This window comes from Amycolatopsis sp. NPDC041971 (genome assembly GCF_055588925.1).
On record NZ_JBVJCE010000010.1, the window covers coordinates 21,663 to 47,909 of the forward strand.

23 protein-coding genes and 3 pseudogenes are annotated in these 26,247 nt (G+C 68.9%); 9 read left to right on the forward strand and 17 right to left on the reverse strand.

Annotated features, from left to right (window positions below):
- Positions 1-108 precede the first annotated feature (108 nt).
- Genes ACZ6DT_RS20335 through ACZ6DT_RS20355 form a run of 5 tightly spaced genes read right to left on the reverse strand, consistent with a single transcriptional unit; the run spans position 109 to position 6,041 of the window.
- Complete coding sequence (locus ACZ6DT_RS20335; RefSeq protein WP_465597263.1) at positions 109-1,551, reverse strand: chondroitinase-B domain-containing protein; 1,443 nt, start codon at positions 1,549-1,551, stop codon at positions 109-111.
- A 13-nt stretch (positions 1,552-1,564) separates the two neighbouring features.
- Positions 1,565-2,866 (reverse strand): alpha-L-fucosidase, encoded by a 1,302-nt coding sequence (locus ACZ6DT_RS20340; protein ID WP_465597266.1) that lies wholly within the window; start codon positions 2,864-2,866, stop codon positions 1,565-1,567.
- 30 nt (positions 2,867-2,896) lie between these two features.
- Complete coding sequence (locus ACZ6DT_RS20345) at positions 2,897-3,763, reverse strand: carbohydrate ABC transporter permease (RefSeq protein ID WP_465597269.1); 867 nt, start codon at positions 3,761-3,763, stop codon at positions 2,897-2,899.
- Complete coding sequence (locus ACZ6DT_RS20350; RefSeq protein WP_465597272.1) at positions 3,760-4,716, reverse strand: carbohydrate ABC transporter permease; 957 nt, start codon at positions 4,714-4,716, stop codon at positions 3,760-3,762. The genes ACZ6DT_RS20345 and ACZ6DT_RS20350 overlap by 4 nt, the downstream gene beginning before the upstream one ends.
- A complete protein-coding gene (locus tag ACZ6DT_RS20355; RefSeq protein ID WP_465597275.1) occupies positions 4,713-6,041 on the reverse strand; it encodes a sugar ABC transporter substrate-binding protein in 1,329 nt (442 codons plus the stop codon). The genes ACZ6DT_RS20350 and ACZ6DT_RS20355 overlap by 4 nt, the downstream gene beginning before the upstream one ends.
- Before the next feature lie 181 nt (positions 6,042-6,222).
- On the opposite strand from ACZ6DT_RS20355, the gene ACZ6DT_RS20360 reads away from it, so the two are divergent.
- On the forward strand, positions 6,223-7,230 hold the full coding sequence (locus ACZ6DT_RS20360; RefSeq protein WP_465597278.1) for a hydroxyacid dehydrogenase: 1,008 nt from the start codon (positions 6,223-6,225) through the stop codon (positions 7,228-7,230).
- 40 nt (positions 7,231-7,270) lie between these two features.
- On the opposite strand, the gene ACZ6DT_RS20365 is transcribed toward ACZ6DT_RS20360, so the two are convergent.
- Positions 7,271-8,434, reverse strand: a complete 1,164-nt coding sequence (locus tag ACZ6DT_RS20365; RefSeq protein WP_465597281.1) for an epoxide hydrolase family protein — start codon at positions 8,432-8,434, stop codon at positions 7,271-7,273.
- 81 nt (positions 8,435-8,515) lie between these two features.
- Between ACZ6DT_RS20365 and ACZ6DT_RS20370 the strand changes: the two genes are divergently transcribed.
- On the forward strand, positions 8,516-9,082 hold the full coding sequence (locus ACZ6DT_RS20370) for a CGNR zinc finger domain-containing protein (protein ID WP_465597284.1): 567 nt from the start codon (positions 8,516-8,518) through the stop codon (positions 9,080-9,082).
- 538 nt (positions 9,083-9,620) lie between these two features.
- On the opposite strand, the gene ACZ6DT_RS20375 is transcribed toward ACZ6DT_RS20370, so the two are convergent.
- From ACZ6DT_RS20375 to ACZ6DT_RS20400, 6 genes and pseudogenes are all read right to left on the reverse strand, one after another.
- On the reverse strand, positions 9,621-10,622 hold the full coding sequence (locus ACZ6DT_RS20375; RefSeq protein WP_465597287.1) for a LysR family transcriptional regulator: 1,002 nt from the start codon (positions 10,620-10,622) through the stop codon (positions 9,621-9,623).
- Positions 10,619-11,260, reverse strand: a complete 642-nt coding sequence (locus ACZ6DT_RS20380; RefSeq protein WP_465597290.1) for a sigma-70 family RNA polymerase sigma factor — start codon at positions 11,258-11,260, stop codon at positions 10,619-10,621. Before ACZ6DT_RS20380 ends, ACZ6DT_RS20375 begins: the two co-directional genes overlap by 4 nt.
- Positions 11,245-12,609, reverse strand: a complete 1,365-nt coding sequence (locus ACZ6DT_RS20385) for an alpha-lytic protease prodomain-containing protein (protein WP_465597293.1) — start codon at positions 12,607-12,609, stop codon at positions 11,245-11,247. The genes ACZ6DT_RS20380 and ACZ6DT_RS20385 overlap by 16 nt, the downstream gene beginning before the upstream one ends.
- A gap of 351 nt (positions 12,610-12,960) precedes the next feature.
- Positions 12,961-13,222, reverse strand: a pseudogene (locus ACZ6DT_RS20390) (tannase/feruloyl esterase family alpha/beta hydrolase); the annotation flags it as partial.
- A 478-nt stretch (positions 13,223-13,700) separates the two neighbouring features.
- Positions 13,701-13,889 (reverse strand): annotated as a pseudogene (locus ACZ6DT_RS20395) (LacI family DNA-binding transcriptional regulator); the annotation flags it as partial.
- On the reverse strand, positions 13,846-15,042 hold the full coding sequence (locus ACZ6DT_RS20400) for an MFS transporter (protein ID WP_465597296.1): 1,197 nt from the start codon (positions 15,040-15,042) through the stop codon (positions 13,846-13,848). The gene ACZ6DT_RS20400 and the pseudogene ACZ6DT_RS20395, both read right to left, overlap by 44 nt.
- Positions 15,043-15,098: 56 nt before the next feature.
- Between ACZ6DT_RS20400 and ACZ6DT_RS20405 the strand changes: the two genes are divergently transcribed.
- The 5 genes and pseudogenes from ACZ6DT_RS20405 (at position 15,099) to ACZ6DT_RS20425 (ending at position 19,425) form a co-directional block, all read left to right on the forward strand.
- Positions 15,099-15,644 (forward strand): hypothetical protein, encoded by a 546-nt coding sequence (locus ACZ6DT_RS20405; RefSeq protein WP_465597299.1) that lies wholly within the window; start codon positions 15,099-15,101, stop codon positions 15,642-15,644.
- A 114-nt stretch (positions 15,645-15,758) separates the two neighbouring features.
- Positions 15,759-17,141, forward strand: a complete 1,383-nt coding sequence (locus ACZ6DT_RS20410; RefSeq protein ID WP_465597301.1) for a PepSY-associated TM helix domain-containing protein — start codon at positions 15,759-15,761, stop codon at positions 17,139-17,141.
- Entirely contained in the window at positions 17,138-17,584 is a 447-nt protein-coding gene (locus ACZ6DT_RS20415; protein ID WP_465597304.1) for a hypothetical protein, read from the forward strand. The genes ACZ6DT_RS20410 and ACZ6DT_RS20415 overlap by 4 nt, the downstream gene beginning before the upstream one ends.
- Before the next feature lie 41 nt (positions 17,585-17,625).
- Positions 17,626-18,075: a hypothetical protein gene (locus ACZ6DT_RS20420; protein WP_465597307.1), complete on the forward strand. Its 450-nt coding sequence runs from the start codon at positions 17,626-17,628 to the stop codon at positions 18,073-18,075.
- 142 nt (positions 18,076-18,217) lie between these two features.
- A pseudogene (locus ACZ6DT_RS20425) lies at positions 18,218-19,425 on the forward strand (HNH endonuclease signature motif containing protein).
- A 414-nt stretch (positions 19,426-19,839) separates the two neighbouring features.
- Here ACZ6DT_RS20425 and ACZ6DT_RS20430 read toward each other — a convergent pair.
- Genes ACZ6DT_RS20430 through ACZ6DT_RS20440 form a run of 3 tightly spaced genes read right to left on the reverse strand, consistent with a single transcriptional unit; the run spans position 19,840 to position 22,110 of the window.
- Positions 19,840-21,015: a 4-hydroxybenzoate 3-monooxygenase gene (locus tag ACZ6DT_RS20430; protein WP_465597310.1), complete on the reverse strand. Its 1,176-nt coding sequence runs from the start codon at positions 21,013-21,015 to the stop codon at positions 19,840-19,842.
- A gap of 32 nt (positions 21,016-21,047) precedes the next feature.
- On the reverse strand, positions 21,048-21,818 hold the full coding sequence (locus tag ACZ6DT_RS20435) for an IclR family transcriptional regulator (RefSeq protein WP_465597313.1): 771 nt from the start codon (positions 21,816-21,818) through the stop codon (positions 21,048-21,050).
- Positions 21,819-21,843: 25 nt separating this feature from the next.
- On the reverse strand, positions 21,844-22,110 hold the full coding sequence (locus tag ACZ6DT_RS20440; RefSeq protein WP_465597316.1) for a hypothetical protein: 267 nt from the start codon (positions 22,108-22,110) through the stop codon (positions 21,844-21,846).
- Positions 22,111-22,155: 45 nt separating this feature from the next.
- Between ACZ6DT_RS20440 and ACZ6DT_RS20445 the strand changes: the two genes are divergently transcribed.
- Positions 22,156-23,379 carry an FAD-binding protein gene (locus tag ACZ6DT_RS20445; protein WP_465597319.1) on the forward strand — a complete coding sequence of 408 codons (1,224 nt, stop codon included), beginning with the start codon at positions 22,156-22,158 and terminating at the stop codon, positions 23,377-23,379.
- Between the two features lie 296 nt (positions 23,380-23,675).
- On the opposite strand, the gene ACZ6DT_RS20450 is transcribed toward ACZ6DT_RS20445, so the two are convergent.
- Positions 23,676-24,635 (reverse strand): helix-turn-helix domain-containing protein, encoded by a 960-nt coding sequence (locus ACZ6DT_RS20450; RefSeq protein ID WP_465597322.1) that lies wholly within the window; start codon positions 24,633-24,635, stop codon positions 23,676-23,678.
- 102 nt (positions 24,636-24,737) lie between these two features.
- Here ACZ6DT_RS20450 and ACZ6DT_RS20455 point away from each other — a divergent pair, with 102 nt between their 5' ends.
- Positions 24,738-25,739 carry a saccharopine dehydrogenase family protein gene (locus tag ACZ6DT_RS20455; RefSeq protein WP_465597325.1) on the forward strand — a complete coding sequence of 334 codons (1,002 nt, stop codon included), beginning with the start codon at positions 24,738-24,740 and terminating at the stop codon, positions 25,737-25,739.
- On the opposite strand, the gene ACZ6DT_RS20460 is transcribed toward ACZ6DT_RS20455, so the two are convergent.
- Positions 25,729-26,229, reverse strand: coding sequence for a M15 family metallopeptidase domain-containing protein (locus ACZ6DT_RS20460; RefSeq protein WP_465597328.1), 501 nt, complete (start codon positions 26,227-26,229; stop codon positions 25,729-25,731). The genes ACZ6DT_RS20455 and ACZ6DT_RS20460 overlap by 11 nt on opposite strands.
- Positions 26,230-26,247 lie beyond the last annotated feature (18 nt).

Consider the following 26,247-nt stretch of genomic DNA (forward strand, 5'->3'; position numbering starts at 1 on the left):
TACCTTTGGGTCCCGCTCCCCGGGAAGGTTTCCCCCCCCACAAACCCTCCTTGGGGGGTGCGGGGGCCCGCGGCGGGGGTGCGATACCCTCGCTCGCCCCCCGGTTCGCTACGGAGCGCCGGGGCCGACGTCCGCGGGGGTGAGCGGCCGGTTGGCGATGGCGGCCGTCGAGTACTCGTCTGCACCGACGTCACGCTTGCTGCCGCGAGCCTGGCCGTCGATGTCCAGCGTGACCGGTGCGGTCGACAGGGTCGCCGCGTCGATCGCGGGGCTGCCCGCGGCGAGCCGCGAGACCCCGTGGCTGCCTTGCACGAGCTTCGGGTCGATCCGGCGGAAGGTGCCTGCCGGGATGTTGCCGTTCCCGCCCGAGCCCCACAGGATGTTGCCCGACCAGGTGAAGTTGCCCGTGGTGCTCATCGAAACCAGGTCGCCGTTGCTGCCGACGAAGATGTTGTCCGAGATCGTGCAGTCGCGCGGTTCGATCGTCCGTTTGGTCTCGCCGGAGAGCGTGCCGCCGTTGTTCAGCAGCGTGTTGTGCGCGATGAGCACGCGGTCCGCCGCGTCGTTTCCGCGCCGTGATTCCTTTGATTCACCCGGGAAGTGGTCCCGGACGCTGCCGCTGCCGACGACCAGCGCGTTGCTGGACACTCCGGCGATGTAGTTGTTGAGGATCTTGTGGTCGTTGCCGTAGATCCGGATGCCTTCCTTGCCGCCGAGGATGAAGTTGGCTTCGACGACGGACTTGTTCCCGTGGCGCAGCACGATGCCGCCAAGGCTGTTCCGGATGGTGTTGTTGCGGATGAAGTTGCCCGACGACTTGACCGAGATCGCCTCCGGGTCGCCGTTCGCGCGTTCGAACAGGTTGAACTCGATCTTGGCCCCGGCGGTGGTGAGCGCACGCGGGCTGACGCCGAGCCGGATCGGCTCGCCACCGTTGTCGCCGGCGAAGGTGTGGTCGGAGAAGTAGTTCCGGAAGACTTCGACGCCCGTCGCCATCTTGTCTTCGTCCGCGCCTTCGATGCAGAGCATGACGCCGAGCGTCGTCTTGTGGTGGAAGTGGTTGCGGTCGATCTTGCTGTTGTCGGCGCGGACCATCACCCAGTGCAGGTCGGCGATGTCGGCGAACTGGAGATCGTTGCGGGTCAGGCGGATCCTCGAGCAGTTCGCCGGGATCTCCAGCGTGGTGCTCTGGCGGAACTTGAACCCGCTGATCGTGACGCCGGTGGAGTCGTCGAAGACGAAGCTCTGCTCACCGTCGAACGTCACCCCGCCGCGGGATTGAGCGACGATGGTGATCGGCTGGTCCTTCGTGCCGCGGCGGCCCTTGACGCTGATCGGCTTGCCCGACGGCACGGTGTAGGTGCCGTTGTTCACGGTGATGACGGCTCCGGGGCCCGCCTGGTTGATCGCGTTCTGCAGTTCGGTCAGCGAACTGACGTTCAGGGCGCACAGTTTCTTCGGTTTGGCCGCCGCCGTCCCGGCCGTGACCCAGGGGACGGTGATCAGCGCGGCGCCGAGGGTGGCGCCGCTGAGGAACCTTCTGCGATCCATGATGCCTCCGTGCTCAATCGGTGGGGAGGGTTTCGGCGGCGGGGCTCTCTGTGCTCAGGAACAGTTCGATCACCGGGACCGGGGTGTCCGGTTTCCGGATGGGGAGCTTCAGGGTGAGGGTGCCTTCCGGCTGCCCGCCCATCTGGGTGTTCTGCGCGGTCTGCCCGGGATCGGTGTGCACCTGCCGGATTTCCGAGGCGTCGTCGAGCAGCTGGGCGTAACGCACCCGCCCGGCCAGCCCTGGCAGGTGGACGTGGTTCATCGGCCAGCTGAACAGGTGCAGGTACAGCCGGTCTCCGCGCTGGGTGTAGCGGCCGTCGGCGGGCGCGGGGAACTCGGCCGGTCCGCAGCCGCGGATCGAGCGCTCGTGCCGGTCCATCCAGCGGCCGATTTCGCCGAGCACCTCCAGCGCCCGCGGGTCGATCTCGCCCCGGCCGTTCGGCCCGACGTTGAGCAGTAGGTTGCCGTCCTTGGACACGCCGTCGACGAGCATCCGGATGAGCAGCTCGGGGCTCTTGTAGTCGAGGTTGTCGCGGTCGTAGCCCCAGCTGCCGTTCAACGTCTGGCACGCCTCCCACACCACCGGGACACCGTCGCGGGTCATCGGACCCGACGGCTGGTATTGCTCCGGAGTGATGAAGTCGCCCGGGATCCCCGTGCGGTCGTTGATCAGGATGCCGGGCTGGAGTTCGCGGACCATCGCGAGCAGGCCGGGGGAGTCCCAGTCTTCCGGTCCCTTGCCGCCCCACCATTCCTTGCGGCCCTGGTAGGAGAAGTCGAAGAACAGGTAGTCGATCGTGCCGAAGCGGGTCAGCAGTTCGCGCACCTGACCATGCAGATAGAGCTGATACTCGGCGATGTCGGCGTACTGGTGGGCCGCGATGTACTCGGCGTCGTCACGGCGGGGATGGGTGCCGTCGACGGGGAAAGCGGGATGGTGCCAGTCGATCAGCGAGTGATAGAAGCCGACCTTCAAGCCTTCTTCGCGGCAGGCGTCGACGAACGGGCCGAGCAGATCCTTGCCATAGGGCGTGTTCGTCACCTTGAAGTCGGTGAGATCGCTGTCCCACAGGCAGAAACCGTCGTGGTGTTTGGTGGTCAGCACGACATAGGTCATGCCCGCGGCCTTCGCGGCCCGCGCCCAGGAACGCGGGTCGTACTTGTCCGGCTCGAAATGGTCGAAGTAGACCCGGTACTGCTCGTCGGTCAGCTTTTCGCGGTTCTGCACCCATTCGTGCCGGGCGGCCGGCGAATAGAGTCCCCAGTGGACGAACATCCCGAACCGGTCGTGGGTGAACCAGGCGGTGGAACTCACTTCAGGATCGCTCCTTGATTGTCTTTGGTGTCAGCCCTTGAGCGCGCCCGAGGCGAGACCGCGGACGAACGAACGCTGGAAGAACAGGAACGCGGCGACCGAGGGGAGCAGCGCCAGCAGCGACGCGGCCATGATCACGCCCGGCGTGACGTTCGTGTCGATCCGCAGCGTCCGCAGGGCCAGCGGCAGGGTGTAGGTCGAGGCGTCGGTCGACACGAGCAAGGGCAGCAGGTACTGGTCCCAGATCATCGTGAAGCCGAAGACGCCGATCACGCCGAGCGCGGGCTTGCACATCGGGAGGATGATCTGCGCGAAGATCCGCAGATCGCCGGCGCCGTCGATCCGCGCGGCCTCTTCGAGTTCGCGGGGAACGTCCTTCATGAACTCGGTCATCACCAGGATCGAGAAGGCCCACGCGCCCAGCGGCACGATCATCCCGGCGAGGCTGCCGATCAGGTTCAGGTGCACCACCGGCAGATCCGACAGGATCAGCGACAGCGGGATCGCGAGGATCTCCTCCGGCAGCATCAGCGTCGCCAGGATCGCGACCAGCACGAAGGTCATGAACCGGAATTTCTTGCGCGCCAGCGCGTATCCCGCCAGCACCGAGACGATGACCTGCAGCAGCAGGCCGAAGCCGACCACCAGGAACGAGTTGAGCAAGTACATCCCGACGCCGAGGTCGAAGGCGATGCCGAAGTTGTCCAGGGTGGGGCTCGACGGGACGACGCTCAACGCCGTCGGATCGGAGACGTCGTTGAACGCGCTGACCAGCAGCGCCAGCAGCGGACCGGCGAACACCAGGAGCAGCAGGGCGTACAGGACGAACTTCAGGATCCGTCCGCCCGGCGACTTGACGGCGTCGAGGCCGAGTGCCGAATCGTTGGCCGCGGTCATGCGTCTCGCCTCCGTCGCAGCACCTGGACGAACAGCGTCAGCACGAGCGTCGCGAGGAACAGCAGGACCGCGCCCGCCGCGCCGACGCCCAGCCGGTTCTGTTCCAGGCCGAGTTTGTAGATCAGGGTCATCGCCACCTCGGTCGAGCCGTTCGGCCCGCCGTTGGTCAGCAGGAACACCTCGGTGAACACCCGCAGGCCGCGGATCGCCGCGAGGACGAACAGGATCGAGAACACCGACCGCAGGCCCGGCAGCGTCACGTGGAGGATCTTGCGCCAGCGAGAGGCACCGTCCACAGTGGCCGCTTCGTAGAGCCCCCGGTCGATACCGGCCAGTCCGGCGAGGAAGATCATCATGTCGTACGGCGCGCCGCGCCAGATGCCGGTGACGATGACCGAGACCATCGACGTGTCGGGATCGTTAATGAAGCCCGACGGCCCCAGCCCGACCATGCCGAGGATGGAGTTCAGCATCCCGTCCTCGGTCGGGTGGTACATGATCCGCCACAGTTCGGCGACCACGGCGATCGGCACGACCACCGGAAGGAACGCCGCCGACCGCAGGAACTTCAGCCGTTTGCTCTGGCCCTCCATCAGCAGGGCGAGCGCGAGGCCGATGACCATCGAGCCGACCGTCTGCCCGACCGCGATGATCACGGTGTGCCAGATGGCGGAGTGGAACGCCTCGTCACCGAGGACGGTGCTGTAGTTCTGCCCGCCGACCCACTGGTTGCCCAGGTACGGCTGGACGTCCTGGAAGGACATCGTCACCGCGGTGATCATCGGGATGAACTTGAAGTACACGAACAGGATCAGGGCGGGGGCCAGGAACAGCCACGGCGTCCACCACTTCCCGTCGCGGTCGCTGCGCCTGCGGGCCTTCGGCGCGGGCGTCCGCTTGACTGCGGGACGGTCCGCGCCGACGGCCGCCGGCTTGGCGTGATCTACGGTCATGACGCGCTGATCCCCTGTTGCTGCAAGGTCGCGGTGAGCTTGGTGTCGAGTTTCGCCAGTTCCGCCTTGGTGTCGAGCTTGCAGTCGGCGATGAGCGCGCTGACCGTGTCGGCGGTGTCCTGGCGGACGGGCGTCCAGTTCGGGATGGACGGCGCGTAGTGGCCGGACTTGGTGTAGATCTCGGCGTAGGTCTTCCAACGCGGGTCCGGGCGGACCTGGCTGATGTCGATGTTCTTGTTCACCGGGAGCTGCACGATGAAGGCCGATTCGCCTTCCATGCCGATCTTCTGGCCGTCGGCCGAGATCGCGAAGTCACCGAAGGCGTCCTGTCCGGCCTGGTTCGGCGAACCGGCCATCATGTAGATCGACAGCCCCTCGGCGAGCACGTCCGCGTTCTTGGCGCCCTTCGGCATCGGGACGACCTCGTACTTGTCCTTGCCGAGCGCCTTGTCGAACCGCGGCAGCAGATACGGGCCGACGACGTACATCCCGGCCTTGCCCGCTTCGAAGGTCTCGTTGGTCGCCGGGGTCGGCATGGTGACCGAACCGGGCTGGATCACGTTGTCCTTGCAGCCGAGGTCGCGGAACCACTGCACCGCGGCGGCCGATTCGGGCGTGCTCATCGACGGCTTGTACTTGCCGCCCCCGGCCTCGGTGATGAAGTCGCCGCCCGCGGCCCACAGGAAGTTGGAGAAGTACCAGGAGGCGTAGCCCCGCTTGGTCGACAGCGTCGCGTTCAGGCCCGCGGTGTCGTTCTTGCCGTTGCCGTCGGGGTCGCCGGTGGTGAACGCCTTGGCGAGGTCGACGAGTTCCGGCCAGCTCTGCGGCACGCTCTTGCCGAGCTTCTCGCGCCAGTCCTTGCGGATCAGCAGCGCCGAAGCCTGTGCGCTGTAGGGCAGGCCGTACAGCTTGCCGTCCGGCGTCTGATTGGACTTCAACGCCTGCTCGGTCAGCTCGGCGGCGTGCTTGATCTTGCCCAGTTCGATCTCACGCACGAGACCCTGGCTCTTCAGCGTGCCGACCTGCGTGACGTCGTTCATCACGATGTCCGGCAGGTCGCGCTGGGCGGCGCGCTGGGCCAGCTTCGTCTCGAAGTCGTCGAAGATCGCGGTGACCTGCACCTTGAACCCCGTGGCCTTCTCGAAGGATTCCGCGAGCCGTTTGGTGGCCTGCTCGCCGGCTCCGCCGGGGGTCGTCCGGGTCCACAGTTCCAAGGGCGCCTTGGTGTCCTGCGCGACGTTCGTTCCGGCGGGGCCTGCCGAGCAGCCCGAAAGGACCAGCGCTGAGACAGTGAGTCCCACGCCGATCCACCGCGATTTCCGCATCGCATCTCCTGTTCACTGTGGACCACGCTGTCTACTCCGCAGGGGACGGTAAGCGCTTTCCCAACCTGAGGTCAATGGTCCGATGATTACGAATCTCAATCGGGCGGGTTTGGCTCTGCGTGAGGCTCGCCGCGCGTGGACCGGGGAAAGCATCCGATGTATGGTCGCCACGGAGGTAGGGATGACCGAGCTGCAACACCGGCCGACGGCACTTCTCGTGATGGAGGAACGCCGCCGTGACGACGTTTACCCCGAGGCGGTACTGAAGGAGATCGGCACGCTGGTGGACCTGCGCGAGCCGCTCACTCGCGAGCGGCTGGCGGAGGATCCGGCGGCCATGGAAGGCGTTGAAATCCTGCTGTCCGGCTGGGGTGCCCCGGTGCTGGATTCCGTCGTCTTGGCGCGCGCGCCGGACCTGCGCGCGGTGCTCGTCGCCGCCGGATCGGTCCGGCCGCTGACCACACCCGAGTTCTGGGCGCGCGAGCTGCCGATCGTGTCGGCCGCGGCCGCGAACGCCGTCCCGGTCGCCGAGTTCACCCTGGCCCAGATCCTCTTGGGACTCAAGCAGGTGCACCGGATCTCCCGCGAGATCCGGGAGCGGCGGGCCTATCCGCCCGACCCCAGGGTCGCGGGCGCCTACCGGTCCCGGGTCGGACTGCTCGGCCTCGGCGAGATCGGCGCTCTCGTCGCGTCGCATTTGCGCGGTTTCGACGTGGACGTGCTCGCGAACGACCCCGTCGTCGATCCGGCGACCGCCGCCGGACTCGGCGTGCGGCTGGTGGGCCTGGACGAACTGTTCGCCACGTGCCCCGTGGTCAGCCTGCACGCGCCACTGCTTCCGGAGACCGAAGGACTGGTGAACGGGGAGCTGGTGGCCAGGATGGGCATCGGCGCGACCCTGATCAACACCGCCCGCGGCGCCGTCGTCGACGAACCGTCGGTGATTCCGGTGCTGCGTGACCGCCCGGACCTGACGGCGATCCTCGACGTCACCTGGCCCGAACCACCCGAGCCGGACTCGCCGCTGTACACGCTGCCGAACGTGGTGCTCACCCCGCATCTGGCCGGCGCGCTGGGCGCCGAGCGCGCCCGGATGGGCGAACTCGTCGCGCGAGAACTGCGGCGATTCGTGCTCGGGGAGCCGCTTCAGCACGCCGTCGCGCCGGACCGGGCCCACCTGCGGGCGTGATGCTCGCCGTTCGAGAGAACGGCCATAGTTGTATAACGCCCTATACCGCGTGTCGACCGGCGGTCAGCACTGCCGCGAGGCCTTCTCGCAGGTCTTCGACGAAATACCCGGGCATCTCCAGCGACGGGAAATGGCCCCCGGCTTCGGGCGCCCTCCATCGGACGATCTGCCGGTACCGCTCCTTTGCCCAGGGGCGCGGATACTTCTCGATGTCGCGGGGATAGACGGTGATCGCCGACGGGACGTCGACCCGGAGTTCGGGATCGAGCGAGTTGTGGCTTTCGTAGTAGATGCGGGCCGACGACGCACCGGTCCGTGTCAGCCAATACAGGGTGACGTCGTCGAGGACGCGGTCTCGGGAGATCGTCTCGAACGGGCTGTCTTCGGTGTCGGACCACTCGGCGAACTTGTCGAGGATCCAGGCGAGAAGCCCGACCGGTGAGTCGACGAGCGAGTAGCCGATGGTCTGCGGCCGGGTCGCCTGCTGCTTCGCGTACGCCGCGCGGTGATGCCAGAAATCGTGGGTTTCCTCGGTCCACTTGCGCTCGGTCGCCGTCAGCCCGTCTGTGCTCAGCCCGGGCGGTCCCTCCGCGAACGTCGTGTGGATACCGAGGACGTGCGCAGGGAACCGGCCACCGAGAACCGTGGTGATATTGCCGCCCCAGTCACCGCCGTGGGCGGTGAACCTGTCGTAGCCGAGCCTGCCCATCAGTTCCACCCACGCGGCCGCGATCTTTTCGGTGCCCCATCCGGTGGTGGACGGCTTGTCGCTGTAACCGAAGCCGGGTAGCGAGGGAACCACGACGTGGAACGCCGGCACGTCCGCGTCCCTCGGCTCTGCCAGCTCGTCCACCACATCGACGAACTCGGCGATGCTGCCCGGCCAGCCGTGCGTCAAGACCAGGGGAACGGCATCAGCGCGCGTGGACCGGCGATGCAGGAAGTGGATTCCCAGGCCGTCGATGGTCGTGCGGAACTGGCCGATCCGGTTGAGATGCTCCTCGAACGACCGCCAGTCGTATCCGGTGCGCCAGTAGTCCACGACATCGACGAGGTCGGCGAGAGGAACGCCCTGGCCCCATCGAAGATCGACCGTCTCGGCCTCCGGCAGCCGCGCGGCGGCCAATCGCGTGCGCAGATCGTCGAGGTCGGCGTCAGGTGCGTGGGCTTCGAATGGTTGTACGTCGCTGGTCGGACGGGACATGGGACCTCCTGATATCGTGGAACCGGCTAAGACGGTTCTAACAGGTCGTCAGGTAGGCGCGCAACCGGCTAAGATGGTTCCATGGCTGCTGGGTTCCCTGACTTCCGCCTCGGCAACGTGCTCGCGACCAGCTTCACGGCGACTCTGACGGAGCGTCGTGGTGACGCCGTGGAACGCATCCCCACGCCGCACCGACTGGTCGACTGGCTGGCGGTGAGCGGCCTCGCCGTGGACTCGTGCACCAACGCCCAGCTCGAACTCGCTCGAGACCTGAGGGAGTCGATTCACGCCGCGGCGACCGCGGCCGCGCTCCAGGACGCGCTCCCCGCTTCCGCCGTCCAAGTCCTCAACGACCGCAGCACTGAGGGCCGGGCCGCGGCCGTCCTGACCCCCGAAGGCAAGCGACGATGGCAGCTCAGCTCGGCGTCCAGTGTGGAAGACGCCCTCAGCGTGATCGCCGCCGACGCGATCAGCATCATCGCAGGCCAACGCGACGGAAAGCTGGCCTTGTGCGCATCGCCGACCTGTCAAGCCGCCTTCTTCGACACCAGCCAAAGCCGCACCCGCAAATGGTGCGACATGAACACGTGCGGCAATCGTCAGAAGAAGGCGCGGTTCAATGCCAACCAGCGGAAGAGGGCTCTCTGAGTACATCGCCGGGTTTGGATCTCGTACGTTCTCAAGGATGATGAGCCGGTTGCCGGGGAACGGCGATGGGTTCGTGTTGTGCTCGGTGGCCCGTTGCCGGGAAACGGCAACCGGTTCGGGCGGCGGCGTGAGACCAGCCAAGCGATGTGACCGTCCGAAGCGTTGCCGCTGAACGGCGACAGGTCGGAGCGGTGGGGCGCCGGTATTGGCTTCGAGACTCGACCATCTCGGGCTGTTGCCGCAAAACGGCGACGCAGTGGCAGCGTGAGGCTGGCTTCGTTACCCGGCTACCAGTCTGTTGCCGCGATCCGGCAACGGATCGGGGCGGCGCGGGCGGCGTGAGTCCGAACTGATGACGTGAGCGTCCGATTCGTCGCCAAGGAACGGCGACGGACGCAGGGCAGTGGCGACGTGAGACCCGCTTCGCTACCAGACCCCCGGCCCGTTGCCGCGAAACGGCAACAGACCGGCGCAACGCAGACAGTCAGTCACCAATCCGTGGACCCTCGGCCTCGACCGTATCCACCGCTGAGTCGGATCAGGTGCCGAGCCAGCCGGGGTTGGCCGCCGCCCACTCGGGAAGACGGTGGCGGATCGCGGCGGGCTCGGCGATCGCGTGCGTCAGTCCACTTCGGACGGCGGCGACGTCGATGGGTGAACCGTCGCGCCACAGCAGGAGATGCCGCGTCCTGAGCGGAACACCGCGCAGGGCCACCACCGGGCCGGGCATCGTGATGCCGGAGTCGAGGGACGGGATCGGCGCCACCGCCCGGGGATCGTCCCGGACGGCCTGCCATAGCGCCGTCGGTTCCACTTCCCGCACGGTGATCGCATCGAGGCCGGCGCGGGCACACTGGTCGGTCAGGTGTTCGCGGAACCCGTCGTCCCCGCCCGCCGCGGTCAGCCAGGCCGAACCGGCGAGTTCCGCCAAGGACACCTCGCCGCGTGCGGCGACGGGATGGTCCGGGGACACGATCACGAAGACCGGCTCCGTTCCGACGGGAAGGAGGTGGACGCCGTCCGGCGGAACGATCTCCTGTCCGGGGTGATCCACGTGCAGCGCCAATTCCACCGTGCCGTCGAGCAGCGCGGTGAACAACGCGGTCCTGCCGGTCATCGTGAGCAGTTCGACCGGACGGCCGGGAGTGACCGCGGCGACCACGCCACTCACCGGCTCGGCGAAGACGGTCGGGAAAGCGCCGATCCGGAGCAGACCTTCGGACGGGGCGCGGTGGAACCGGCGGATCGCGAATTCGAGGTCGTCCGCCGCGGCAAGGACCCGTTTCGCGTGCTTCAGCAGCACTTCGCCCAGCGCGGTGGGGCGGATGCCGTGCCGGTCGCGCTCGAACACCGTCCGCTCCAGTGCCCGCTCGACCCGGTGCAGCTGCGCGCTCAGCGCGGGCTGGGAGAGTCCGAGCGCGGTCGCGGCCTTCGCGAGGCTGCCCGCCGACGCGATCGCGTCGAGGAGGCGCAGATGCCGGACATCGATCTCCGACGGCCAGGAATGGCCGTCCCCGGGACCGATCAGGGGGCTGATCACAGGTCGTCCTCGTCGATGATCGTGCGGAGTTTGTGCAGCGCGCGGTGCTGGGCGACCCGGACCAGGCCGGGGCTCACCCGCAGGATCGCGCCCGCCTCGGGCGCGGTCATGCCGACGGTGATCCGCAGCCGGAGGATCTCCTGCTGGATGCCGGGCAGAGTGCTCATCAGCCGCGTCAACCGGTCGTGGCCGTCGGCGGCGAGGGCGTGCCACTCGGGTTCGTTGGGCTCGGGCGTCGCGCGATCCGGCGGATCGGGTGTGGGTTCGGATCGGTCCCGTGCTCGCCACCGGAACGCGGCGGCGACCTTCCGGGCGGCGATCCCGAGGACGGTGGAGAGAAAGGAACCGCGGGTAACCCGGGCGGTGGGCAGCGCGGTGAGCACGGCGAGGCAGGTCTCCTGCGCGACGTCCTCGGCGGCGATCACGCGCGCGTCGGTTCCGCCCATCCGGCTCCGGCAGTAGCTCACGACCATCGGCTGGACGATGCTCATCAACTCGTTCGTCGCGGCGGGGTCACCGCGACGGGCGCGGGGGACGAGGGATTCGAGATCCGCCGCCCCCGCGCCGTCGTCAGGGGAAGGAACCGCCCCCGGCGAGGTGAGTTCGCCGGGGGCGGTCCAGGTCAGGCGAGTTCCCAAAGCGCGGGAACGTTCGGCGGTTCCCAGCCGGGCATGGAGGTGTGCGGCTGGATCACCCGGTAGTTGCTGCCGTCATAGCTGGCGGTCGCGCCGGAGCCGTAGTAGGTGTACGGCGCCCAGGTGCCGCCCGGCGGGTTCGACGTGGTCGGGCTGTTCGACGTCGTCGGGCTGGTCGGGGTGGTGGGCGTGGTCGGCGTCGTGGTGGTGCTGGACGGCGGGTTCCCGCTGACCGTCAAGCGAAGGTTGTAGACGCTCAGGATCTCCGAGATCGGCTGGAAGTAGATGGTGCCGCCGGAGGTGCAGTTCCCGGAGCCACCGGAGGTGACGCCCTGCGCCTGGTCACCGGTGAGCCACGAACCGCCGGAGTCACCGGGCTCGGCACAGGCGTTGGTCCGGGTCAGGCCGGTGATGGTGCCCTCGGGGTAGGTGACCGAGGTGTTCTTCTGCAGGATGGTGCCGCAGCGCCAGCCGGTGGTGGAGCCGGAGCGGCACACCGAGGAGTTGACCGGGGCCTCGGTCGAACCGGCGACCGGCACGGTGCCGGGGTAGCGGTTCACCAGCGGGCGAGGGGTGTTGCCCGCGTCGGCGCGGACCCAGGCGTAGTCGTTGCCGGGGAAGCTGGAGCCGGCGACGACCCCGCTCGGGTTCGAGGTGCGCGTGCCGGTCCTGCCGCAGTGGCCGGCGGTCACGAAGCCGCCGTCGACGGCGAAACCGATGGAGCAGCGGCCCGAGCCGAAGGTGTAGGCGTTGCCGCCGATGATGTCGATCAGCGGGCGCGGGTCTTCGGCGCTGGCTTCGACCCGGACCAGGTCGGACGGCACACCGGACTCGGCCGCCCACGACTTCGCGGCGGCTTCCCCGCCGGCGTTGGCCAGCACGACGATCGAGTTGGTGGTGACGTCGGTGAACCAGCCGGGCACGGTGTTCGGTGCCTGACCGGACTTGGCGTCCAGCCGCAGCTTCGCCGCGTCGAGATCGGTGGCACTGCGGGCGACGGTCTTCGGGGTCGCGCCCGCGGCGCGCACCAGCTCGGCCTGGGCGGCGTTGGTGACCGCCACGGTGAGCGTGGTCCCGGTGCCGTCCAGCCATGATCCGGCGTACGACGTGCCGAGCTGCTTCTTCAGCGTGTTGTCGGCGACCGCGGCGCGCTGTTCGCTCGCGAGCCGGAGCTTGGCCTGCTCGGGGCTGATCTTCAGGTCGCGGGCCATCGCGGCCAGCATTTCGGACTGGGCCTGGTCGCCGGGGGTGGCTTGCTGGCGGGCACTCGCGCTGGGGGTGAGGGCGATGGCGGTGACCAAGCCTGCCCCGGTTATGGCCGCGGCAGTCGCGGCTAAGATCTTTCTGTTCATGTCGGCGCTTCCTCGAAACTGGCGGGGGAGGGGGATTCGTTCCCGACCGTACGAGGCGCATCACTGGACTGGTACATACCATTTGGGTCATATCGCCAGGCTTGAACGTGGAGTGATATGGCGGGATTCCATGGTGATCCGGCCGGTGATTCCGTTGCGGTGCAACGGTTCAGCCGTTACCGGAAGAAGCTTCGTCCAACCGCGCGATCCGATCCGTCGCGGCGTTACCTGTCGTCAATACCGTACTTTTGAGGGGTAGGGCAAAGGGGACACCGGAACTTCTCACAGTGTGACGAAGTGCCCGTCGCGCCGGAGGAGCGCCGGCACGACGGGCACAGGTGGGGAGGGGCTTCAGCGGCCGACGCAGCGGTAGCTCGAGGCCACCGCGGGATCACCGTTGCCGCGGTAGCGCGAAACCCGCGGATACGGGCAGAGATCGCGGGTCGGCGACGAGCGCGCCCAGCGCGTTCGTCGGCGCGGCGCCCGCGCGGTGCGCGACACCCGGCGCGAGGAACAGCCGGTAGAAGTCGTTCACCCGCTTCGGGCCGCCCACTTCGCGTTCCGCCTCAGGCCGGTAGTGGAGCGTGCCGCCCGGAGGAATCAGCTGGTCGTCGGCCGGCCCGGCCCGGATCTTGCGGACGGCCTCGGCGCTCGCCGGTGATCCGCCGACGGAAGCGCGCAAGCGGACGACACCTCCGAAGACCTCCTCCGGTCCGTGCTGCCTGAAGGGCGGTCGTCGGAGCTGTTCGACTGGCTCCGCGACCACCCCTGTGTCGAGACCGCCACCCACGGCCTCGTCCTCCGCGAGGTGCTCGACTGGCATTCCGGTGGCGTGACCCGGCGGGCCGCGCACGGATGCGCGGCCGGATCAGCCGGGTCACGACCGGCCGGTGATCAGGTGCGCGGCCACACGGCGGTGTCCCGGGTGAACGCAAAGTACGCCTCCTCCCAGGAAGGCACGTGTTCGGATCCGGATCATGCGTGTTCGGATCCGGATGACGTGTGTCTCCAGGCGGATGACGAGAGTTCGGCTTCCAGTCACGCGTGTGCGGTCTCCAGTCACGCGTGTGCGGCGTCCCGTCAAGTGGCAGCAGACGAAGTCCGACCAGGTGGGCGCGGTCACCGCGCAGCTGGGTGGGCCGTTCGCAGCCCATCACGTCCAGCGCGGTGAGGACGGCGGCCCGGGTGCCGGCGGAGATCCCGGACCGACCGTTGAGCACCCGGCTGACCGTGGCTTCACTGACCCCGACCTTGCGGGCGACTCCTGAAGTCGCGCGCAGAGGGAACAAGCGCGGCGGCCGCCGGAGCGGCGAAGCAGACGATCGCGCAGGCCGCCAAGACCGGCGTGGCACCGAACCGGTCGATCGCGGGCGCGATGAGTGCCAGCCCGGCGGGCGCCAGGCCGTAGGAGAACAGAAAGTCCAAAGAGGACACTCGCGCGAGCTTCCCCGGCTCGACCTCCCGCTGGGTCGCGGTGAACCACGGGACGTTGAACAGTTCGATGCCCAGTCCGGCGACGACGTAGGCGGCCACGATGAAGGCCGGATGCACCGGGAACAGCAGGCTCAGTGGCGCGAAGCCGTAGCAGCCGAGCCCGATCAGCGCCGCCCAGCCTTGCCGCCTCGGTCGCCAGCGCGCGATGACGAGGGCGCCCGCGAGCGCGCCGATCGTGTACGCGGTGAGCCCGGCGGCCAGGACGACTTCGGTGTCATAGCGATCACGGCTGACCAGCGGCAGCACGACACCGGTGGCGGAATAGCCGGTCGCGATCACGGCGGTCAGCGCGCCGAGCCCGGCCAGGAACCACGGGTGACGGCGAGCTTCGCGGAGGCCGTCGGCGAATTCACCGAAGAAGCGGATCTTGGTCGTGGCCGGGGTGGGCGCGAAGGTTCCTCGCGGCGGGATCAGCGCCGCGCCCAGCCACAGCACTCCGGTCCCGATCACCAGCGCCGACGTCGAGGCGAACTGGGAGAGCAGGGCGGTGAGACCCGGTGCGACCAAGGTCGTGACCCGGACGGCGAGGGTCATCGCGGCGTTTGCCTGCTGACGCCGGTCTTCGGCGATCACCTCCGCGGTCAGTGCCTGGAACGCCGGGCGGCACGCGCCCTGCCCGACGCCGACGACGGCGGCCGCGACGGCCATCAGCAGGACGGACCGGCCCATGCCGGCCGCGATCAGGGGAGTGGCGATACCCGCGATGAGACCGGCCCAGAGTACGACCCCGCGCCGTGAGTACCGGTCGGCCAGTACCCCCGCCACCGGGACCGCCACGAGGAATCCGGCGGTCCGCGCGGCCAGCACGATGCCGAGGTCCACGGCCGAAAGCGACCGTTCCAGCACCGCCAGTCCGAGGATGAACGGCAGGGCCCAGGTCGCCAGCCCGGAGGCGGTGTTCCCGGTCCAGAGCCGGACGAACGACAGGCTGCGGAACACCGGGGTGACGATAGCAAGGAGAGACAGCGGGCCCGGTCGCGCTCTACTCTGCCTCCGTGCGCACGCCGACCCCGACCCGAGGCCCGGTCCGGCGCCTCCGCGGCGGGGCCGTGGGGGTCCTGACCGGCACCCTGGCGACCGGCGCCCACGTCGGGACCAGCGGACGCGTCCCCGACCTTGGCGTGGTCGTGCTGCTCGTCGCCCTGCTGAGCTGGGTGGCGTGCGCGTTCGCGGGACGTCGGCGCGGTCCGCTCGCGATCCTCTTCCTGGTGGCCGGTGGGCAGGTGGCAATGCACGCCTGCCTGACCTTCCTGACCTGGCAGTCGCACTCCCAGCACGCCGAAGCCCCGGGCAACGGCCTGTCCATGGCGGCCGGGCACGCCGCCGCGACCGTTGTGGTGGCGATGGTGCTCGCGGGCGCCGAGCGCGTCCTGTTCGCGCTCACGGCGCTGATCGCTTCGGTCCTTCCGCGCCGCCTGGCCGCGCGGCCGGCGACGGCGCCGCTGCGGATCCCCGTCCCGCTGGCGGTGAAGTTCCCCGCGACCGAGGCGCTCCTGCGTGACGTGCTTTCGCGGCGCGGTCCGCCGGTGTCGTTCGCCTGATCCCCTAAACCCTGCCGAGACCCATGCCCCGGCAGGGCTCAGCACGCGTGCCGTGGGCACCCCGGCGCGCGGCGCAGGCGCACGCCTCCCCACCGACGCCTCAGGAGTTCCCCCATGGCAACGCGAACCGATCCGGCCACGAGTCCACCCCGCGCGTCCGGCTGGCGTGGACTGTTCCTCCGGTTCCACTTCTACGCCGGCGTTCTCGTCGGCCCGTTCGTCCTCATCGCCGCGCTCACCGGCGTTCTGTACGCGGCGACGCCGCAGATGGAGTCCTGGGTCCACTCCGATCAGCTCCGGGCACCCGTCGGGCTGAACCAGGTCTCACTCGGCGACCAGGTCAAAGCGGCTCAGGCGGCCACCCCCGGCGGTGACCTGGTCGCCGTCCGTCCCGCCCCCGAACCGGGCGACACGACCCGCGTGCTGTTCGCCGAGGACGGGCTCGGTGAGTCCGAACGGCGCGCGATCTTCATCGACCCCGCCACCGCGCAGGTGCGCGGGGATCTCGTCGCGTACGGCTCGAGCGGCACGTTGCCGTTCCGGACCACACTCGACCAGTTGCACCGCAACCTGCTGCTCGGCGAGCCGGGACGGCTTTACAGCGAGCTCGCCGCGTCCTGGCTGTGGGTGGTCGCGCTGGGCGGTCTCGTGCTGTGGGTGAGCCGCCGCCGCGCCCGCCGCGACGAGAAGGCCGAGTCCGCCCGCGGGAAGGCGGTGCGCCGTCACGGATCCGTCGGTCTGTGGGTGCTGCTCGGCGCGCTGTTCCTTTCCGCGACAGGGCTGACATGGTCGACGTACGCGGGTGAGAACGTCTCGGCGTTGCGTGAATCCCTCGGCTGGGCCACGCCGGCGCTGAAGGTGACCGGCACCGACGAGCACGCTGGACACACCGGGCACTCGGGGCACGGTGAAGCGCCCGCCGCGAAGCCCGAGAGCGTGGACGCGATGCTCGCTTCGGCTCGTGCCGCCGGGATCGACGCGCCCTCGGTGGAGATCGGACTGCCGACCGAACCCGGCGCTCCTTGGCAGGTGGCGGAAATCGAGCGCGGCTGGCCGACGCAGGTCGACGCCGTCGCGGTCGACGGGACCACCGGGCAGATCCTCGGCGAGGTGCGGTTCGACGACTACCCGCTGATGGCCAAGCTCGCCCGCTGGGGGATCGACGCGCATATGGGCGTGCTGTTCGGCTGGCCCAACCAGATCGTGCTGCTCCTGCTCGGCGCCGGACTGGTAACTCTGGTCGTGCTTGGCTACCGGATGTGGTGGCGGCGCAGGCCGACCCGGGCCACCGGATTGACCTTCGGGCGGCCCATCGCGCGCGGGCAATGGCGAAAGGCGCCGCCCGCGCTGGTGGTGGGTCTTCTCGTCCTCGCCGCCGCGATCGGCTGGTTCGTGCCGCTGTTCGGCCTCAGTCTGCTGGCGTTCCTGGTGATCGACCTGGTGCTGGGCCTGCGGTCCCGCCCGGCCGAACCGGAATCGACCGACGTCACCGGATGAGCTCGGCGCTCGCCGCCCACAACCGGGCGGCGAGCGCGGCTCCTGTTCAAAAGTCGAATTCCCTGTCAGAGGCAGCGCGAGAACTGTTCCGCCAGACGGACCCGCAGCCCGCGGCCGTCGACGCCATGCGGTCGTGGGTGGCCTTGCGCGAATCCGTTGGCACCCTTGAGGTTCCCGAGGCTCCTCGGCTGGACGGGCTCGCCTTCGCGAAGCCGGTCCATTTGTGGCAACAGGGTTCGGCGCGTTTGCTGGTGAACGAGGCGACCGAGGAGGGTGTGATCAGCGCCCTCGGCCTGATGAGTGCGAACCCGCCCAGGTCGGCGCGGCGCGCGGAGGCGTTGCTCGCGCCTGTGCTGCCCCGCGAGCACGGTCCGGACGAGGCGGAACTGTCCGCCGTCGCCGCGCCGGACAGGACCGAGATCTTCTTCTGTGGCGCGGGATGACGCCGGCCGGGCCGGGAATCACCGGAATCGATCACATCGCTTTGACCCAACCCTTCGACCATTTCGACGAGGCGACGCTGTTCTGCCGTTCGGTGCTGGGCCTGCGGCCGGACCCGATCTCGGAGTTCGCGGCGCCGTTCGGGGACCAGGACGTCCGGTTGACGTTGGACAGCGCCCTGGTGCGGCGAGGGGAATGGGCGCCGGGAGTGTCTTCGCCGCAACACATCGCTCTCGCCTGCGACGACGCTCTCGCCGTCGCGCGGGCTATGCGCGAGGCGCGTGCGCCACTGCTTTCGATTCCCGGAAACTACTACGACGACCTCGAAGCGCGGTTCGAGCTGCCGTTTTCGGCCGCATTGCGGAAAATTCGGTGCTGTACGACCGGGACTCGTCCGGTGAGTTCCTGCACTTCTGTACCGAACTGGTGGGTGCGCGGGTGTTTTTCGAGGTGGTGCAACGGATCGGCGGGTATCGGGGGTACGGGGTCATGAACACACCGGTGTACATGACCGCACATCGGGAACGTCGGCTCAGTCTGACCCGCTGAAGCTTGGTTCCGTTTTTGTCGGTGCTCGGTTGTAGGTTTCTCCCGTGGCTACCACAGGGGCCGAACTCAAGGCCGTTCTCGAGGAAATGACCGATCCCGAACGTTTGAAGGAGATCAATGCTTTAGTGGATTCGTTGGACGACAAGGATTCTCTACTGGTCGCGAAGCAAGCAGGCATCGCACTGGCACGCATCGAGGCGATGCGGTATCGGGCGCTGTCGCGGTTGAGCAAGGTACGCGGCGGCGTGCGGAGTGTGGTGCAGGAAGTGGCACTGGAACTGTCTCTTGTGGACGGTTCGCTGGTTCTCTCGTGGCGACCGGAGTGGCGTTGACGTCGCGGTTGCCGCGGACGTTGTCGTTGATGGACCTTGGAAAGGTAAGCGGGTTCGCCGCGCAGAAGGTGGCCGAAGCGACGGCGTGGTTGTCCGACGAGGACTCCCTGGTGGCCGATGCGGCACTGGAGTCACGGATACCGGACAAGAACAGCGAACAGGTCAGGAAGGCCGCGAGTTACGCGGCGACGAGGGCCGACCGATCCGGTGCCGAGAGGCGGACGGCCGAGCGCAGGGAAGGCCGCCGCCTGTCCATGACGCAAGGTGAGGCCGGAGTCGCGTCGATCGAGGTGGTGGACGGCTCGGTCGAGAAGGTCACCGCGGCGTACCAACGAATCCACCGGGAAGCGCGAGCGCTTCGGAACCAGGGGGATACACGGACGATGGACCAGCTTCGAGCCGATATCGCCCTGGACCTGCTCCTCGGTGGGCAGGGCGGCGTCCCCGAGCGCGCCGAGGTGTTCCTGTACATGGACCTCACCACGTACTTGGGTTTGAACGACGATCCCGTGAAGATGGCCGGACACGGCTACCTCCCGGCCGGGCTGGGCCGTCACATCGCCACGGGACCGGACACCGTCCTCCGGCGCATCATCACCGACCCGCTCAGCGGCCAAGTCCGAGATCTGGGCAGAACGCGATATCGCCCCGACGCGGCGACGGCGGAGTTCGTCCGGGTGCGGGATCGCGAGTGCCGAAGACCGGGCTGCGACCGGGCCGCCCACACCTGCGAACTCGACCACTCGATCCCGTGGCAGTTCCAGGGCGAAACGAACGTGGCCGATCTGGTCACCTACTGCCGTCGTGACCACCGTCTGAAGGACGAATCCGGCTGGATCTATCGCCTCGACCCCGACGGCAGCCTCACTGTCACCACGCCCACCGGGCATACCCACACCAGCATGCCGCCGCCACTGCACGAGCCACGGCCGGATTCCTGTCGTTTTGAGGCGTTGCCGTAAAACGGCGACGGGGGCTGGCTTGCGTTCACCGGTGTGGTGTTGCCGCTGGATGGCGACGGCTGGGGCGGGTCCAAGCTTGGCGGTTGGCCGTGGGTGCGGTTTGTTTTCGATCGTTGCCGTTGGGAGGTAATGGCTGGCTGGGTCGGGACGCCGTTTCTGTGGTGGATAGTGCTGGCGGCAGGCGGGCCAGTCTGCTTTGTGTCGCGTGCACGTCGGCGGTAGCTGGCTTGATGACGCCGCAGCGTCGGGCGAGGCAGGGTAAAGGCTGCGAAGCCGCGAGGAAGAACGCGCGCTGAGTCGGCGTGCCGGCGTAGGCCTTGCTCCGCGGCTCGCCCTGGTCGTCGCCGCGATATGGCGAGAGCCGCCCGCCCGAACCCGGACCAAAGCAGAACCCGGACCAAAGCAGAACCCGGGTCAGAAACCAATGGGCAGTCCCGCATAGTTCTCCGCCAGTCCCGCCCGGCCCGCCTCGCTTCGCGCCAGCCACTGCAACTGCGAAAGCTGCAACTGCCGGTCGAACGGATCGCCCGACTGATGCAGCATCGTCGTCATCCACCACGAGAAATGCGTGCACCTCCAGACCCGGCGCAGTGCGGTGTCGGAGTAGGCGTCGGCGAGCGCGGAGTCCTTGTCCCGTACCAAGGCCGCCAAGGCGGGGGCGAGGAGGGCGACGTCGGCGACGGCGAGGTTGAGGCCCTTGGCGCCGGTGGGCGGCACGATATGGGCGGCGTCACCGGCGAGGAACAGGCGGCCGTGCCGCATGGGCTGCTGTACGAAACTGCGCATGGGCAGCACGCTCTTGTCGGTGATCGGCCCTGGCGTGAGCGTCCAGCCGTCCTGGCCGTGGCCGAGCCGGGTCGCGAGCGCTTCCCAGATCCGCTCGTCGGACCAGGTGCCGATGTCGGTGCCGTTGGGCACTTGCAGGTACAGCCGGCTGACGGTGGCCGAACGCATCGAATGCATCGCGAAACCGTCGGGATGCCAGGCGTAGATGAGCTCGTCGGTCGACGGGGCGACGTCGGCGAGGACGCCGAGCCACGAGTACGGGTAGGTGCGCTCCCAAGTCTGCTTCGCGGCGTCGGGAATCGCGGTGCGGCAGGGCCCGAAGGAGCCGTCGCAGCCGACGATGACGTCGGCGTCGAGCCTCCGCTGTGTGCCGTCCACGTCGGTGAAAGTGAGGTAGGGCCGGTCGGTCTCGATGTCGTGCACGGCGGTGTCGGCCACCTCGTAGTGGATCTGCTGCCCGGCTGCCGCTCGCGCCTTGCCGAGGTCCTTCGTCACCTCGGTCTGGCCGTACACGGTGACGCTTCGCCCGACCAGGTCCACGAAGTCGAGATGGTGGCGCTCCTGCGGCCATTGCAGATGGATTCCGCGGTGCTCGTCGCCCTCACGGTCGAGCCGGTCCGCCAGGTTTGCCTCGCGCAGGAGGTCCACTGTGGACTGTTCGAGGATGCCGGCCCGGATCCGGGCCTCGACGTATTCGCGGGAGCGGGTCTCCACGATCACCGACTCGACCCCTGCCAGGTCGAGCAGATGCGACAGGAGTAGTCCGGCCGGGCCGGCGCCGACGATGGCGACTGGAGTTCGCATGACCGGAGTCTGACCGCGTCACGGGCGAACTACTAGCGTTCGCTTCCACTCAGTGAAACCGGCAGACTCCGCCCGATTCCGGCGGCCGCGACCTGGAGCGCGGAGACCAGCCGTGCCCGGTCGCGGCTCAGATCCGGGACGACCAGGCCGAGCGCCGCGACGACCTCACCTCCGGACGGCCGGATCGGGACGGCGACCGAGCAGGCGCCTCGGCTCATTTCTTCGACGGTCTGTGCGAAACCCTCCCGGCGGACGCGCCGCAACTGTTCGCGGAGCCGTCCGGACTGGGTGACGGTGTACGGCGTGACGCGGGTCAGGGACGCGAGCACCTGCCGCTGGACATCCTCCGGAGCCCAGGCCAGCAGCACCTTCCCGATCCCGGTGGCGTAAAGCGGCAGCCGTCCGCCGATCCGGCTGACCACCGGCACGGAGGCGTTCCCGGAGAGTCGGTCGAGGTAGAGCACCTGGTCACCGTCCCGCTCGCCGAGATGCACGGTGGCACCGGTCGCGCCGTAAAGGTCCTGGAGGAAGGGAGCGGCGACCTGCCGCAGTTCGAACTGGACGGGCGCGAGCAGGCCGAGGTCCCATAGTCGCCTGCCGACGGCGTACCGATCCTCGCGTCGCTCCAGCGCGCCCAGGCCTACGAGTTCGCGGGCGATCCGGTGCGCGGTGGGCAGCGGCAGGCCGGCGCGACCCGCGAGTTCGGTCAGCGACAGCTCACGATGGTCGACGTCGAAGGCACCGAGCAGCGCGAACGCCCGCGATGTGACACTGGCGCCCGGCGTGGACAGGTTCCCGGCCATCCGCCCATTCTCTCACTGAGCGGAATCACAGTACGAGCGCCGCGGGCAGATTGTTGATCAGGTTGGCGAGGCCGGGCCGCCAGGTCGGCGGCGAAGAACCGGCGGAACACCAGGTATTCGGTGAGCACCGCCGCGAGCCAGGGAAGGGGTGGGCAGCAGCCGCCTCTGGAAGGCCGCGTGGCCGGATGACCGCGAAGGCCAGGACGATCAGCAGGAGGGCGACGGACACCATCTCGCCGGGAATGCCCGTCAGCGCGAACCTCCTCCTCGCAGAGCCATACCCGGCGATCAAGCTTGGGTAGGCTCGGCGTCCGGACGCCCGAAGGAAAGGGGCTTGGTGCGCGAGACGAACTGGGCGGGGAATCAGACTTTCACCGCGGAACGCATTCTTCGCCCTCGGACCGTCGAAGAGGTCCAGGAAGCCGTCGCCGGGGCGACAGCGGTCAAGGCACTGGGCAGCAGGCATAGCTTCAACGACATCGCGGATTTCCCGCGCGGTGTCCAGATCGACCTCGCCGGGCTCGACCCGGTGACCGAACTCGACAGTGACGCGGCGACGATCACGGTGCCGGCGGCGGCGCGCTACGGCGACATCGCCATCCAGGTGCACGCGGCCGGGTTCGCGCTGGCCAACCTCGCGTCGCTGCCCCACTGCACGGTGGCGGGCACCGTCGCGACGGCGACCCACGGTTCCGGATGGCGCAACCAGAGTCTCGCGTCGGCGGTGTCCGGTTTGGAGCTGGTCACCGCGGACGGCGAGGTGAAGACGTACTCACGGCACGACGGTGTGGTCGTCGGCCTCGGCGCGCTGGGCGTGGTCACCCGGCTGACGCTCGACCTGGTGCCGTCCTTCGAACTGAGTCAGGACGTCTTCGACGGCTTGCCCTGGGAGTCGGCGTACGAGCATTTCGACGAGATCCAGGACGCGGGGTACAGCGTCAGCCTGTTCACGAACTGGGCCCGCGACACGGTCGACCAGGTCTGGGTCAAGGGACCAGGGTGGCCGGGTGCGGACTTCTTCGGCGCGAAGGCGGCGGACGGGCCGCGGCATCCCGCTCACGCGGCGGGTATCCCGGCGGACAACTGCACGCGGCAGCTCGGCGTTCCGGGGCCGTGGCACGAACGGATCCCGCACTTCCGCCTCGACTTCACGCCCAGCGTGGGGAACGAACTCCAGACCGAGTATTTCGTGCCGATCCGGCACGCCGTCGCGGCGATGGAAGCGCTGCGCGGCATCGGCCACCGGCTGGCACCCGTCCTGCTCACCTCGGAGATCCGCGCGGTCGCGGGGGACGACCTGTGGCTCAGCCCGTTCCACGGCGGCGACCGGCTGGCACTGCACTTCACCTGGCAGCCGGACGAGGACGCGGTCCGCGCGTTGCTGCCCGTCATGGAAGAACGTTTGGCGCCCTTCGGGGTCCGGCCGCATTGGGGGAAGCTCTTCCACCACGCCGCGGACTACCCCAAGCTGGCCGATTTCCGGACGCTGGCCACCGAATTGGACCCGGACGGGAAGTTCCGGAACCCGTTCGTCAGGCGGAACGTGTTCGGAGAGCGCTAGCGCCTAGGGCGTGTCTCCCAAGCCGCGACGGGCCGTGCGGAACCGCAGTTCCACGTCGCCCGGCTGGAGGTCGCCGTCGTAAGGCTCCTCGGGGCACTCGACGGCGACGGACACGAGATGCGGCAGAACCGAACCGAGCTCACGCAGCTTGGCTTCGGGAAGATGGGGCGCGTAGGTGGTTCCACGAGAGGCACGAGGACGAGCCTAAACGTCGCTTTCGTGCCCGGTTCGGCGTTCCGGGCGGGCGAACCGGTCCGGTAGGCGCTGCTGCGTCCGTTCGGTGAAGATCGGTGCCGTCATCGCGGAGGTCCTGACGATCGTGCCGCGCGGAAGGTGCGGCGGTAGCTGTCCGGCGGTACCCCGACGGTCCGGTTGAAATGCCGCCGGAGTGTCGCGGCGGTGCCCATCCCGGTGGCCTCCGCGATCAGGTCGACGCTGTCGTCGGTCCGCTCCAGGAGTTCCTGCGCGCGGCGGATGCGCTGGTTCAGCAGCCAGCGCAACGGGGTCGTCCCGGTCGCCGACCGGAAATGCCTGGCCAGATTGCGGGAACTCATGTTGGCGTGGCGGGCGAGGTCCTCGACGGTCAGCGGCCGGTTCAGCCGTTCGGTGATCCAGGGGAGCAGGCCGCCGAGCGGATGGTCGTCCTGTTCGGGCACCGGGGCGGTGACGAACTGGGCCTGCCCGCCCGCGCGGTGCGGCGGGACGACCAGTCGGCGGGCGACGGTGTTCGCGACCGTCGAACCGTGGTCGGAGCGGACCAGATGCAGGCACAGGTCCATCGCGGCGGCTTTGCCCGCGGAGGTGAGCACGCTGCCGTTGTCGACGTAGAGGACGTCCGGATCGACCTTCACCAAGGGATGGCGGGCGGCGAGGACGTCGGTGTGCGCCCAATGTGTCGTCGCGCGGCGGCCGTCGAGCAGGCCGGCGGCCGCCAGGACGAACGCGCCCGTGCAGAGGGACGCCACCCGCGCGCCCGCTTCGTGAGCGGCTCGCACGGCGTCGATGAGGTCCCCGGGCGGATCGACGTCGATGTCGGCCCAGCCGGGGACGATGACAGTGTCGGCGCACGCGAGCTGGCCGAGCCCGTGGTCCGGTTCGAGCAGGAAGCGGCCGACCTTCACCGGCCTCGATCCGCAGACGCTGAGCTCGTACCAGGAGCCGGCGAATCCCGGCAGGCCCGTGCCGAAGACCTCGTGGGCGATGGCCAGCTCGAACTGCAGCATGCCGTCGGTGGCGGCGAGGGCGACCGTGCTCATGTCCGAAAGTGTACGCATGATGGCGTTCCGGACACTGTCGGCGGACGGGATCGGCCGAAAAGATGGTCCACAGTGGATCAGCCGAGGACAGGAGAAACCCTCATGGGTACGTACGACGTCGCGGTTTTCGGGGCTTACGGGCACACCGGGCGTTTCGTGGTGGCGGAGTTGCGCGAGCGCGGTTTCGGTGTGCTGGCGGTGGGGCGTGACGAGGCCAAACTGCGCGGTCTGTCTTGGCCCGGCCTCGACATCCGCCGGGCGTCGGTCGACGACGCCGCTTCGCTCGACCGCGCGTTCGAGGGCGCCGACGCGGTGATCAACGCCGCCGGGCCCTTCGCCGACACCGCCGCTCCGGTGATCGAAGCGGCGCTGCGGGCGGGCGTCCCGTATCTGGACGTAGCTGCGGAGCTCGAAGCGAACATGGACACCTTCGCGCATTTCGCCGACCGCGCCGAGGGAGCGACAGTGATCCCGGCGATGGCTTTCTTCGGCGGTCTCGGCGATCTGATGGTCACCGCCGCCATGGGCGACTGGACTTCCGCCGACGAAGCGCACATCGCCTACGCGCTGAGCAGCTGGCATCCGACCGAAGGGACCCGCGCGGCGGGCAAGGTGTCGCGGGAGCGGCGTAATGGTCAGCGGATCCGGTTCTCCGGCGGCCGGATCGAGTATCGCGACGACGCGCTGCCGGAACTGGACTGGGACTTCCCAGCGCCGCTCGGGACCCGCGCCGTACTCGGCGAGTTCACGATGGCCGATGTCGTCACCGTCCCGAGTCATCTCGCCATCCCCGACGTGACCACGTACATGACCGTGAACGCGGCTCGTGAGGTGGTGACGCCCGAGACGCCCGCGCCTGGCTCGGACGGCCCGTCCTCGCAGGAGTTCGTGGTCGACGTCGTCGTGCGATCCGGTGGCGCGGAACGGCGGATCGCCGCACGGGGCCAGGACATCTACGCGATCACGGCACCTTTGGTGGTGGAGGCCGTCCAGCGGGTGCTCGACGGCCGGACCAAGGCGGCCGGGGTCGTCTCGGCAGGGGAGGTCTTCGACGCGGCCGACTTCCTGGCGGCGCTGGCCCCGCGGATCACCGTCACCGGGTGACACCCGCCCGCCAGCCCGGATGCGGCAGCCGCACGGGCGGGGCCTCGCCGGGCCGGTACTCGAAATGCCACCATTCGTTGTCGTAGATCCGGTAGAGCGCGAAGCGGGCACCGTGGTCCTCCAGCCACTGCGCGCCCTCGCGCGGCCGGACGTCCAGCGCGACGCCTCGGACGTGCGCGGAATCCTTCGGTGGCAGGACCCGCTTTCGCCCGATCTCGGCGAGGAACAGACGATGCTGCTCGGCGGCGTCACGATGTCCCGAGGTGACGCCGAGGAGCGTGCCGTGCCGCCAGAACGCTTCGGTCCTGGCGGCGGTGAACGCGTCGAGGGTTCCTCCGGTGAGCCCGGCGAGGTTCTCGGCAGGGAACCGCAGCGACAGCGCCCAGCCGCAGGCGAGCCGCCGGGCGTGACCGGGGGACCGCGGCCACGCCGGGATCAGCAGCAGCACCGCGAGGACGCGGGTGATCGCCGCGAGAACGACTTCTTTCATACCGTTCACAGTCGACGC